The sequence below is a fragment of the Actinacidiphila guanduensis genome (genome assembly GCF_900103985.1).
Classification (GTDB): Bacteria; Actinomycetota; Actinomycetes; order Streptomycetales; family Streptomycetaceae; genus Actinacidiphila; species Actinacidiphila guanduensis.
Genome location: NZ_FNIE01000007.1, coordinates 12,581 through 25,325 on the forward strand (window position 1 = coordinate 12,581; position 12,745 = coordinate 25,325).

At 71.2% G+C, this 12,745-nt stretch carries 7 protein-coding genes; 4 read left to right on the top strand and 3 right to left on the bottom strand.

Translation table 11 applies throughout. The features are described from left to right. Window positions 1–31 precede the first annotated feature (31 nt). Window positions 32–2,839, top strand: a complete 2,808-nt coding sequence (gene secA / locus BLR33_RS16415) for a preprotein translocase subunit SecA (protein WP_093785239.1) — start codon at window positions 32–34, stop codon at window positions 2,837–2,839. Window positions 2,840–2,984: 145 nt separating this feature from the next. Here secA and BLR33_RS36745 read toward each other — a convergent pair whose 3' ends face one another. Then, a complete protein-coding gene (locus BLR33_RS36745) occupies window positions 2,985–3,698 on the bottom strand; it encodes an Rv3235 family protein (RefSeq protein WP_093785240.1) in 714 nt (237 codons plus the stop codon). 143 nt (window positions 3,699–3,841) lie between these two features. On the opposite strand from BLR33_RS36745, the gene BLR33_RS16425 reads away from it, so the two are divergent. From BLR33_RS16425 to BLR33_RS16435, 3 genes are all read left to right on the top strand, one after another. Beyond that, on the top strand, window positions 3,842–4,348 hold the full coding sequence (locus BLR33_RS16425) for a DUF6912 family protein (protein ID WP_093785537.1): 507 nt from the start codon (window positions 3,842–3,844) through the stop codon (window positions 4,346–4,348). 65 nt (window positions 4,349–4,413) lie between these two features. Further along, window positions 4,414–5,067: an HAD family hydrolase gene (locus BLR33_RS16430; protein ID WP_176930288.1), complete on the top strand. Its 654-nt coding sequence runs from the start codon at window positions 4,414–4,416 to the stop codon at window positions 5,065–5,067. A gap of 267 nt (window positions 5,068–5,334) precedes the next feature. Beyond that, the gene (locus BLR33_RS16435) at window positions 5,335–10,332 is read left to right on the top strand and encodes an NAD-glutamate dehydrogenase (protein ID WP_093785241.1); all 4,998 of its coding nucleotides are present in this window, start codon (window positions 5,335–5,337) and stop codon (window positions 10,330–10,332) included. Window positions 10,333–10,473: 141 nt separating this feature from the next. On the opposite strand, the gene BLR33_RS16440 is transcribed toward BLR33_RS16435, so the two are convergent. Both BLR33_RS16440 and BLR33_RS16445 read right to left on the bottom strand, forming a co-directional pair. Continuing rightward, complete coding sequence (locus tag BLR33_RS16440) at window positions 10,474–11,403, bottom strand: carbohydrate ABC transporter permease (protein WP_093785242.1); 930 nt, start codon at window positions 11,401–11,403, stop codon at window positions 10,474–10,476. Further along, window positions 11,400–12,647, bottom strand: coding sequence for a carbohydrate ABC transporter permease (locus BLR33_RS16445; RefSeq protein WP_245771480.1), 1,248 nt, complete (start codon window positions 12,645–12,647; stop codon window positions 11,400–11,402). The genes BLR33_RS16440 and BLR33_RS16445 overlap by 4 nt, the downstream gene beginning before the upstream one ends. Between the last annotated feature and the right edge of the window lie 98 nt (window positions 12,648–12,745).

A 12,745-nucleotide genomic window follows, 5' to 3' on the forward strand; every position in this document is an offset into this window, starting at 1 on the left:
GCCAGGCCCGACCGGCAAGGAGTCAGCCTACGTGTCCGTCATCAGCAAGATCATGCGTGCAGGTGAAGGCAAGATCCTGCGCAAGCTGCACAAAATCGCGGACCAGGTCAATTCCATCGAAGAGGACTTCGTCGACCTCTCCGATGCCGAGCTGCGGGCGCTCACGGACGAGTTCAAGCAGCGCTACGAGGACGGCGAGTCGCTCGACGACCTGATGCCCGAGGCGTTCGCCACCGTCCGCGAGGCGGCCAAGCGCGTGCTCGGCCAGCGCCACTACGACGTGCAGATCATGGGCGGCGCCGCGCTCCACCTGGGCTACGTCGCCGAGATGCGCACCGGCGAGGGCAAGACCCTGGTCGGCACCCTGCCCGCCTACCTGAACGCGATCTCCGGCAAGGGCGTGCACCTGATCACGGTGAACGACTACCTCGCCGAGCGCGACTCGGAGTGGATGGGCCGGGTGCACAAGTTCCTCGGCCTGACCGTGGGCTGCATCCTGGCCAATATGTCGCCGGCCGAGCGCCGCGAGCAGTACTCCCGCGACATCACCTACGGCACCAACAACGAGTTCGGCTTCGACTACCTGCGCGACAACATGGCCTGGTCGAAGGACGAGCTGGTGCAGCGCGGCCACAACTTCGCGATCGTGGACGAGGTCGACTCCATCCTCGTGGACGAGGCCCGCACCCCGCTGATCATCTCCGGCCCCGCCGACCAGGCCACGAAGTGGTACAGCGACTTCGCCCGCCTGGTCACGCGCCTCAACCGCGGTGAGGCGGGCGGCCTGGGCAAGGAGGAGACCGGCGACTACGACGTGGACGAGAAGAAGCGCACCGTCGCCATCCACGAGTCCGGCGTGACCAAGGTCGAGGACTGGCTGGGCATCGACAACCTCTACGAGTCGGTGAACACCCCCCTGGTCGGCTACCTGAACAACGCCATCAAGGCCAAGGAGCTCTACAAGAACGACAAGGACTACGTCGTCATCGACGGCGAGGTCATGATCGTCGACGAGCACACCGGCCGTATCCTCGCCGGCCGCCGCTACAACGAGGGCATGCACCAGGCCATCGAGGCGAAGGAGGGGGTGGAGATCAAGGACGAGAACCAGACGCTCGCCACGATCACCCTCCAGAACTTCTTCCGCCTGTACGACAAGCTGTCCGGTATGACCGGTACGGCGATGACCGAGGCCGCCGAGTTCCACCAGATCTACAAGCTGGGCGTCGTGCCGATCCCGACGAACCGGCCGATGCAGCGCCTGGACAAGCCCGACCTGATCTACCGCACCGAAGAGGCGAAGTTCGCCGCCGTGGTGGACGACATCGTGGAGAAGCACGAGAAGGGCCAGCCGGTGCTGGTCGGCACCGTCTCGGTGGAGAAGTCGGAGTACCTGTCGGCGCAGCTGTCCAAGCGCGGCATCCCGCACGAGGTGCTCAACGCCAAGCAGCACGACCGTGAGGCGTCGATCGTCGCCCAGGCCGGCCGCAAGGGCGCCGTCACCGTCGCCACCAACATGGCCGGCCGCGGTACTGACATCAAGCTCGGCGGCAACCCCGACGACCTCGCCGAGGCCGAGCTGCGCCAGCGCGGCCTGGACCCGGTCGAGCACGTCGAGGAGTGGGCGGCCGCGCTGCCCGAGGCGCTGGAGCGCGCCGAGGCGGCGGTCAAGGCCGAGTTCGAGGAGGTCAAGGAGCTCGGCGGCCTCTACGTCCTGGGCACCGAGCGCCACGAGTCGCGCCGGATCGACAACCAGCTGCGCGGCCGCTCCGGCCGCCAGGGCGACCCGGGCGAGTCCCGCTTCTACCTCTCCCTGGGCGACGACCTCATGCGGCTGTTCAAGGCGCAGATGGTCGAGCGCGTGATGTCCATGGCGAACGTCCCCGACGACGTGCCGATCGAGAACAAGATGGTCACCCGCGCCATCGCCTCCGCCCAGTCGCAGGTCGAGCAGCAGAACTTCGAGATCCGCAAGAACGTCCTGAAGTACGACGAGGTGCTCAACCGGCAGCGCGAGGTCATCTACGGCGAGCGCCGCCGCGTCCTGGAGGGCGAGGACCTGCAGGAGCAGGTGCAGCACTTCATGGACGACACCATCGACGCCTACATCGACGCCGAGACCCGCGAGGGCTTCGCCGAGGACTGGGACCTGGACCGGCTGTGGGGCGCCTTCCGGCAGCTCTACCCGATCAAGGTCACCATCGAGGAGCTGGAGGAGGCGGCCGGCGACCGGGCCGGTATCACCGCCGAGTTCATCGCCGAGTCCGTCAAGGACGACATCCACGAGCAGTACGCCGAGCGCGAGAAGCAGCTCACCGAGGACATCATGCGCGAGCTGGAGCGGCGCGTGGTGCTGTCGGTGCTGGACCGCAAGTGGCGCGAGCACCTCTACGAGATGGACTACCTCCAGGAGGGCATCGGCCTGCGTGCCATGGCGCAGCGCGACCCGCTGGTGGAGTACCAGCGCGAGGGCTTCGACATGTTCACGGCCATGATGGACGGCATCAAGGAGGAGTCCGTCGGCTACCTGTTCAACCTGGAGGTCCAGGTCGAGCAGCAGGTCGAGGAGGTCCCCGTGGCCGACGCCGAGGTGCAGGACGCGGTGCCCTCCCTCGTCAAGCAGCCCGAGATCCGCGCCAAGGGCCTGGAGGCGCCCAAGCGCGCCGACCGGCTGCACTTCTCCGCGCCCTCGGTCGACGGCGAGGGCGGCGTGGTCGAGGGCGAGTTCGAGGAGGCCGGCGTCTCCGGCCGCTCGGGCGGCGCCGCCGACGAGGAGGTCGGCACCACCCGCGCCGAGCGCCGCCGCGCGGCCAAGGGCGGGCGGCGCCGCAAGAAGTAGCGGACCTGCGCACCCGGGCAAGCGCCCGGATGCTCTCGGCGGCCCGGTGCCTGACCCTCATGGTCAGGCACCGGGCCGCCGGCGTGTGGACCGGGACCCGTCATCGGCGGGTGCATGCTCCGCCCAATGGGCCGCTGTGCCCAGCTCAGCTCGCCGCCACATCGGTGCAGTGCCACCGGGCGCGACCGTAGCCGGGCCCCGAGTCGGCGTTCCCGGGTTCCAGGCGGAAGGCGATGGCGCGCACCACTCCCTCGTCCAGGACGACCACCGCCGTCACCTCCAAGGCGCCGCTCTCGGTGCGGAAGACCCGGCAGCGGCGCACGCTCGGGGTGCGGCCGCGGGCCTGCAGGCGCCAGTCGGCCCGGTCGGCGTGCAGCTGCCACAGCCGCTGGTACGCCTCGTCCCTGACTCTGCCGGCCAGCGCGGTCAGCGGGCGCCGCCCGGTGAGCACGTCGAGCAGGTGCTGGGCGAACCACAGGTGCGGCGGCAGCGCCCGCCCCGAACCCCCGCGGAGTGCGCCGGCGGCCGGGCGGCGGGGGTCCGTCCGGCCCGGCGGGGCACTGCGGACGGCCGCTCGGCGGGCAAGGGTGCCGCGGGAGCCCGGGCGCGGGTTCGGGGCCGCGGGACCCCGGCCAGGGGCGTTGGCGGCGGCTCCGGCGGTGGCTTCGGCGGGACGGTCGGGCGCTCCGGCAGTGGCGCCGGGCGGCTGGTTCCCGGGGGCGGCCGGGGCGGTGCCGGGGCCGCGGGTCGCCTTCGGACTGCTCGGACCAGCCGGAGTGCCCGGACTGGCCGGACGGCTGGCGGCGGCGGTGGCGGTGGCCTGGGCGGGGGTCTGGCCCGCGGCCGGAGTGGTGTGCATGTCGCGTCCCCAAAGGTCGTCTGCCGGTCGATAGGCGCGGTTGTAGGACCCGGGGAAGAGCGCGGGCAAGGATCCGGCAGGGCCGTTCGGGCGCCCGGCGGGATTCACCTTTGAGGGTGTTGACAACACGTATGCTTCACGCCATGCGCGTCTACATTCCCACCACCCTCGCCGGGCTGGCCGAGTCGTACAAGGCCGGCGAACTGGGCCCGGCGCCGCTGGACGCCTTCGCCGTGACGCCCGGACTGCGCGAGTGGTACGTCTCCGACGACATCGAGGAGCTCGAGTACGCGGCGCTCACCCGGGCCGCCCAGGCCTCGCTGCGGCTGCTCGCGCTGCACCCCGACGTGCCGCGCCGGCGCCTCGTCGTCGCGGTGGACGTGGCCGACGGCGCGGTACGGCACGACCCCGACCGCGCCCTGGACCCGGCGGCGCTGGGCGAGGTGCGGCTGACCCGGCCGGTGCCTTTCATCGAGGTCGCCGCCGTCCACGCGGACGCCGCCGACGCCGAGCGGGACGTCGCCGCGGCCGCCGCGGCGGTGGGCGCCGCGGACGCGGGCGACGACGATGCGCAGTTCACCGTCGACGGTGCCGAGGATCACGAACTTCTGTGGTATGCAACGCAGGAGATTCCCAACCTGATCGGCTGACGTTCGCAGGAAGTTGTCCACAGGCCGGAAACGGGCTGTCGTGTCCGGCGGGTACGGTTCTGGGTGTGAACGCGCATCTCGTGTGGGACTGGAACGGCACCCTGTTCCACGACATCGACGCGGTGATCGAGGCCACGAACGCCTCGTTCGCCGAGCTGGGCCTGCCACCCGTCACCGCGGAGCGCTACCGCGAGCTGTACTGCGTGCCCGTCCCGCGGTTCTACGAGCGGCTGCTCGGCCGGCTGCCCGACCAGGACGAGTGGGCCGTGATGGACGCCACCTTCCACCGGCACTACTGGCGGCTGGCCGACACCTGCGGACTGGCCGAGGGCGCCGCCGAATTGCTCGCCGCGCAGCAGGCGGCCGGCCTCACCCAGTCGCTGTGCTCGCTCGCCCCGCACGAGCGGCTGGCCCCGATGGTCGACGCCCACGGCATCACCGCCCACTTCCTGCGGGTGGACGGCCGCACCGGCCCCTCCGACCGCGGCAAGGCCGAGCAGATGGCCCGCCACCTCGCGGCGCTCGAAGGCATCGACGGCCGCCCCGTCGTCGTCATCGGCGACGCGCTGGACGACGCGGCCGCCGCCGCCCACGTGGGCGCGAAAGCGGTGCTCTACACGGGCGGTTCGCACAGCCGTGCCGCCCTGGAGACCGCCGGGGTGCCGGTGGTCGACAGCCTCGCGGCAGCCGTCGAGCAGGCCGCACGAATAGCGCGCTGACCTGGACGGGAGCCCGCCGTCCTGTCCAATCGGGCCAAACGCGAGCGGTGCACTTGTACGAAGACGGCGCATGACAGCCACCCCCGCCGGAGCGATAGCCTTGCTGAGTGATCACTGGTGATCCGCGCTCCGGGGCCCGCGCCGCGCAGACGGGCGCGACGCACCCCTTCTCCGGCATAGCGTCGTCCCGTAGCGGAAACCCCGCGTCGCAGGGCGTCGTGCCACCACCCGACGTCACGCAACGGCGCGCGACAGGAGTCAGAGGACATGCAGACCAAGCTGGACGATGCCAAGGCCGAACTGCTCGAGCAGGCAGTCCGGGCAGGTGAGAACAGCCCCGCGGGGGGACAACCCGGCCAGGGCCTCGACACAGAGGCGCTGACGGAGTACCTCCGGCGTTACTACCTGCACAGCGCACCCGAGGACCTCATCGACCGTGACCCGGTCGACGTCTACGGGGCCGCCGTCTCCCACCACCGCCTCGCGGAGAACCGCCCGCAGGGCACCGCGAACGTGCGGGTCCACACCCCGACCGTGGAGCAGAACGGCTGGCAGTGCAGCCACACCGTGGTCGAGGTCGTCACCGACGACATGCCCTTCCTCGTCGACTCGGTCACCAACGCGCTCACCCAGGCCAACCGCGCCATCCACGTCGTGGTGCACCCCCAGTTCCACGTCCGCCGTGACGTCACGGGCAAGCTGCTGGAGGTGATCGGCTCCGCGCGCGGCCGCTCCGCCGACGAGGTGCTGCCGCACGACGTGCTGGTGGAGTCCTGGATCCACGTCGAGATCGACCGCGAGACCGACCGCGAGGACCTCAAGCAGATCACCGCGGATCTGCGCCGGGTGCTGTCGGACGTGCGCGAGTCCGTCGAGGACTGGACGAAGATGCGCCAGGCCGCGCTCTCCATCGCCGACGAGCTGGCCGCCACCCCGCCGCCCGGGCTGCCCGAGCAGGAGGCCAGCGAGGCGTGGGAGTTGATGCGCTGGCTCGCCGACGACCACTTCACCTTCCTCGGCTACCGCGAGTACGAGCTGACCACCGACCCCGGCCCCGATGACACCGCCGAGGACGTGCTGGTCGCCGTGCCCGGCACCGGCCTGGGCATCCTGCGCTCCGACCCGCGTCACCCGCACGCGGACGGCACCCACCCCGGGCACCCCGGCCACCCCAGCTCGCCGTCCTTCAGCCGGCTGCCGGCCGACGCCCGCAAGAAGGCCCGCGAGCATCGGCTGCTGGTGCTCACCAAGGCCAACAGCCGCTCGACGGTGCACCGCCCGTCGTACCTGGACTACATCGGCGTCAAGAAGTTCGACGCCGAGGGGAACGTGGTCGGCGAGCGCCGCTTCCTCGGGCTGTTCTCCTCCTCCGCGTACACCGAGTCGGTGCGGCGGGTGCCGGTGGTGCGGCGCAAGGTCGAGGAGGTGCTGGCCGGTTCGGGGTACCGGACCGACAGCCACGACGGCCGGGACCTGCTGCAGATCCTGGAGACCTACCCGCGTGACGAGCTCTTCCAGACCGGTGTGGACGAACTGCGTTCCATCGTCACCAGCGTGCTCTACCTCCAGGAGCGCCGCCAACTGCGGCTGTACCTGCGGCAGGACGAGTACGGCCGGTACTTCTCCGCCCTGGTCTACCTGCCGCGGGACCGCTACACCACCGCGGTCCGGCTGCGCCTGACCCGCATCCTGCAGGAGGAACTGGGCGGCCGCAGCGTCGACTTCACCGCGTGGAACACCGAGTCGGTGCTCTCCCGGCTGCACTTCGTGATCCGCGTCGACCCCGGTACGACGCTGCCGGAACTCACCGACGCCGATGTCGAGCGGATCGAGGGCCGGCTGGTGGCCGCCGCGCGGTCCTGGGCCGACGGCTTCGCCGAGGCGCTGAACGCCGAGTGCGGCGAGGAGCGGGCCGCCGAGCTGATCCGGCGCTACGCCGACGCCTTCCCCGACGGCTACCGCGCCGACTTCGCGCCGCGGGTGGCCGTCGCCGACCTGCAGCACATCGAGACCCTGGGCGCCGACGACTTCACCCTGAGCCTGTACGAGCCGGTGTCGGCCGCGCCCGGCGAGCGCCGCTTCAAGATCTACCGGACGGGCGCGCCCGTCTCGCTGTCGGCGGTGCTGCCGGTGCTGCAGCGCCTCGGCGTGGAGGTGGTGGACGAGCGGCCCTACGAGGTTCGCCGCTCGGACGACACCCGCGCCTGGGTCTACGACTTCGGGCTGCGGCTGGACCCGCCCGCGGCCGCCGGGCCCGACGCCCCGACGCTCGCCGACCTCGGGGACGACGCGCGCGAGCGGTTCCAGGAGGCGTTCGCCGCCACCTGGACCGACCGCGCGGAGAACGACGGCTTCAACTCGCTGGTGCTGCGGGCCGGACTCGACTGGCGGCAGGCGATGGTGCTGCGCGCCTACGCCAAGTACCTGCGGCAGGCCGGCTCCACCTTCAGCCAGGACTACATGGAGGACACCCTCCGCACGAACGTCCACACCACCCGGCTGCTGGTCAACCTCTTCCAGGCCCGCCTCTCGCCCGACCACCAGAAGGCCGGCAGCGAGCTGACCGACGGCATCCTGGAGGAGCTGGAGGGCGCCTTGGACCAGGTCGCGAGCCTGGACGAGGACCGCATCCTGCGCTCCTTCCTCACCTTGATCAAGGCCACGCTGCGGACCAACTACTTCCAGCGCGGGGCCGACGGGCAGCCGCACCCGTACCTGTCGATCAAGTTCGACCCGCAGGCCATCCCCGACCTGCCGGCACCGCGGCCGGCCTACGAGATCTGGGTGTACTCCCCGCGGGTGGAGGGCGTGCACCTGCGGTTCGGCAAGGTCGCCCGCGGCGGGCTGCGCTGGTCCGACCGCCGGGAGGACTTCCGCACCGAGGTGCTGGGCCTGGTCAAGGCGCAGATGGTGAAGAACACCGTGATCGTGCCGGTGGGCGCGAAGGGCGGGTTCGTCGGCAAGCGGCTGCCGGACCCGGCGGCCGACCGGGACGCGTGGCTGGCCGAGGGCATCGCCTCGTACAAGACGTTCATCTCCGGGCTGCTGGACATCACCGACAACCTGGTCGGCGGCCAGGTGGTGCCGCCGGCCGACGTGGTCCGACACGACGGGGACGACACCTACCTGGTGGTGGCCGCGGACAAGGGCACCGCGTCCTTCTCCGACATCGCCAACGAGGTGGCGGTCTCCTACGGCTTCTGGCTGGGCGACGCCTTCGCCTCCGGCGGCTCGGTGGGCTACGACCACAAGAAGATGGCCATCACCTCCTCGGGCGCCTGGGAGTCGGTCAAGCGCCACTTCCGCGAGACCGGCCACAACACCCAGGAAGAGGACTTCACGGTCGTCGGCATCGGCGACATGTCCGGCGACGTCTTCGGCAACGGCATGCTGCTCTCGGAGCACATCCGGCTGGTGGCCGCCTTCGACCACCGGCACATCTTCCTCGACCCCAACCCGGACGCGGCCACCTCCTACGCCGAGCGGCGCCGGATGTTCGAGCTGCCCCGCTCCTCCTGGGCCGACTACGACACCTCGCTGATCTCCGCGGGCGGCGGCGTCTACCCCCGCACCGCCAAGGCGATCCCGATCTCGGCGGCCGTGCGCGCGGCCCTGGGCATCGAGTCCAAGGCGGCCAAGCTCACCCCGGCCGAGCTGATGAAGGCGATCCTGCGGGCCCCGGTGGACCTGCTGTGGAACGGTGGCATCGGCACCTACGTCAAGGCGTCCACCGAGACGCACGCCGATGTGGGCGACAAGGCCAACGACGCGATCCGCATCGACGGCACGGACCTGCGGGTCAAGGTGGTCGGCGAGGGCGGCAACCTGGGCTTCACCCAGCTGGGCCGGATCGAGTTCGCCCGGTTCGGCGGCCCCGACGGCTCCGGCGGCCGGATCAACACCGACGCCATCGACAACAGCGCCGGCGTGGACGCCTCCGACCACGAGGTCAACATCAAGATCCTGCTCAACCGCAGCGTCACCGACGGCGACCTCACCGTGAAGCAGCGCAACGCTCTGCTCGCCGAGATGACCCACGAGGTCGGCGACCTGGTGCTGCGCAACAACTACGCGCAGAACGTGGCGCTGGCCAACAGCATGGCCCAGGCGCCCAGCCTGCTCCACGCCCACCAGCGGTTCATCCGCCGGCTGGAGAAGGAGGGCAAGCTCGACCGGGCGCTGGAGTTCCTGCCCACCGACCGGCAGATCCGCGAGCGGCTCGCGGCCGGCACCGGCCTCACCCAGCCCGAGATGGCGGTGATCCTCGCCTACGCCAAGATCACCGTCGCCGAGGAGCTGATCCGCACCGACCTGCCCGACGACCCGTACCTGAAGTCGCTGCTGCACGCGTACTTCCCCGTCGCCCTGCGCGAGCGCTTCACCGCCCAGATCGACCACCACGCCCTGCACCGCGAGATCGTCACCACCGTGCTGGTCAACGACACGGTGAACACCGGCGGCACCACCTTCCTGCACCGCTTCCGCGAGGAGATCGGCGCCACCACCGAGGAGATCGTGCGCGCGCACACCGCCGCCCGGACGATCTTCGACCTCGGCCCGATCTGGGACGCGGTCGAAGCGCTGGACAACACGGTGCCGGCCGCCGTGCAGACCAGGGTGCGGCTGCACTCGCGACGGCTGGTCGAGCGTGCCACCCGCTGGCTGCTCAACAACCGCCTGCAGCCGCTGCAGATCGCCGAGACCATCGACTTCTTCGGCGAAGGCGTGGCCGCGGTCTGGTCGCACCTGCCCAAGCTGCTGCGCGGCGCCGACCTGAAGTGGTACGAGTCGCTGCACGACGAACTGGTCGAGGCCGGGGTGCCGGACGAGCTGGCGACGAGGGTCGCCGGGTTCTCCTCGGCGTTCCCCGCCCTGGACATCGTGGACGTGGCGCGGCGGGCCGACCGCGAGCCGCTGGACGTCGCCGAGATCTACTTCGACCTCGCCGACCGGCTGGGCATCACCCAGCTGCTGGACCGCATCACCCGGCTGCCGCGTGACGACCGCTGGCAGTCGATGGCCCGCGCCGCCATCCGCGAGGACCTCTTCGCCGCACACGCCGCCCTCACGGCCGACGTGCTGGGCGCGGGCGAGCCCGGGGCCACCCCCGAGCAGCGCTACCAGGCGTGGGAGAACCGCAACTCCGGGCTGGTCACCCGGGCCCGCACCACGCTGGAGGAGATCCAGGGCTCGGAGGAGTTCGACCTGGCGAGCCTGTCGGTCGCGATGCGGACCTTCCGCACGCTCCTGCGCACCCACCGCTGATCAGCGCGGCCCGCTGAGTCGCGGCCGCCACCGGGCCGGACCCACCGAGCCGGGCCCGGCGAACGGACCGAACCGGTGGGCCGTCCATACGCACGCGCTGCGTGTGGACGGCCCACCGCCGTCTTTGCCCGGCGTCCGCCGCTACTTCACCGCTCCCGCCATCACGCCGGAGACGAACTGCCGCTGGAAGGCGAAGAAGACGATCAGCGGTACCACCATCGACAAGAAGGCGCCCGGCGCCAGGATGTCGACGTTGTCGCTGAACTGCCGCACCTGCTGCTGCAGCGCCACCGTGATCGGCTGGGAGTCGCTGTTGGCGAAGATCAGCGCCACCAGCATGTCGTTCCAGACCCACAGGAACTGGAAGATGCCGAGCGAGGCGATGGCCGGCCCGCCCAGCGGCAGCACCACCCGGGCGAACAGCCGCAGTTCGCCCGCGCCGTCCAGCCGGGCGGCCTCCAGCAGTTCGCGCGGGATCTCGGCGAAGAAGTTCCGCAGCAGGAAGATCGCGAACGGCAGCCCGAAGGCGGTGTGGAAGAGCACCACCCCGGAGATGTCACCGAAGATCCCGATCTGCCCGAACAGCTTGGCCACCGGCACCAGCGCGACCTGCACCGGCACGACCAGCATGGCCACCACGGCGAGGAACCACCAGTCGCGGCCGGGGAAGTCCATCCAGGCGAAGGCGTACCCGGCCAGCGACCCGATCGCCACCACCAGCAGCGTGGCCGGCACCGTGATCAGCACCGTGTTCCACAGGGAGTCGGTGATGGCGTGGTTGTCCAGCAGGCTGCGGTAGTTGGTCACGGTCAGCTGCGAGGGCGCGGTGAAGACCTTCCACCAGCCGCTGACCGCGATGTCCTGCGGGGTGCGCAGGCTGGACAGGAGCAGCCCGACCGTCGGCAGCAGCCAGAACAGCGCCACCACCAGCAGGACGATCCGCACAACGCCGCCGCCCGCGGCCGCCGCCAGCCGGGCGGGAAGCCCTCCCCGGCGCCTCCGCCGGGTGGGCGCCCGGTCCTGCCGCGCGGCCGGCGGCGCCGTCCCCGCGGCTGTCGCGTCCGCGCTCATCGCTGCCGCTCCCTTCGCAGCCGACGGATGTTGAAGACCATGACGGGCACCACGAGCAGCAGCAGGATGACGCCGATCGCACTGCCGACGCCGAGGTCGTCCCCGCCGCCGAAGGACTCCAGATAGAGCTGCAGGGCGAGGACGTTGGCGTTGGACTGGGTGTTGCCGGGCGCGATGATGTAGACGAGGTCGAAGATCTTCAGCACGTTGATCATCAGGGTGACCATCACCACGACCAGCACCGGTGCCAGCAGCGGCACCGTGATCCGCCGGAAGACCTGCCACTCGCCGGCGCCGTCCACCCGCGCCTGCTCCAGCAGTTCGCGCGGCACCCCGGCCAGGCCCGCGGCGATCAGCACCATGGCGAAGCCGGCCCACATCCAGATGTAGGAGGCGATGATCGAGGGGGTGACGAGGTCGGGGCCGAGCCAGTTGACGCCGTTGTACTTCCCGGAGAAGTTCGAGGCGGGCAGCCGCAGGTGGGCGCCGGCGGCGCTGCCGGGCAGCGTGTAGACGCCGTCCTTGCCCGACTTCGCCGAGGCGACCACCTTCCCGCCCTTGACCGCCTCGACCTTCACCCCCGACAGCGCTTTCTCCCCCGGGTCGATGATGTCGGGCTTCCCGGTGCCGCCGGGCCGGAAGTCCAGCCAGACCGTGCCGGTGACCTTGCCGGGCGCAGCCGGCGCGGGCCTGGCCTGCCCGGCGCCCGCGGGCAGCTTGTTCTGCGGAATGCCGACCAGCGGCAGGTTCGCCGAGGTGCCGGTCCGCGCGGTCGAGGCGGCGGTGAAGGAGCCGCCCGCGGTGGGCTTCAGGTCGCTGTTCGGGCGCGGCCGGGCCCCGGGATAGGCGGAGTTGCTGGTGAAGGTGTCGTGCACGGCCACCACCACGGCGTTGGCGACGCCGCGCGAGGGGTCCTGCTCGTAGACCAGCCGGAAGATGATGCCGGCGGCGAGCATCGAGATCGCCATCGGCATGAAGACCACGAGCTTGAACGCCGTTCCCCAGCGCACCCGTTCGGTGAGTACCGCGAAGACCAGGCCGAGGGCGGTCGCCACGGTGGGCGCCACCAGGACCCAGATCGCGTTGTTGCGCACCGCGGTGAGGATGCCGTGGTCGCTGAAGACGGTGCCGAAGTTCTTCAGGCCGACGAAGGAGGTGCCGTCGGCGTCGAACAGGCTGCGGTAGACGGTGTACCCGATGGGGTAGGCCACCAGCGCGCCGAGCAGTACCAGCGCGGGCAGCATGAAGAGCGCGGCGATCCACGGCCGGGTGCCGGTGACGCTGCGCAGCACGCGCGGCCCCCTGCCGGAAGCCCCGCCCGGACCCGGGCCGGCCGCGCGCG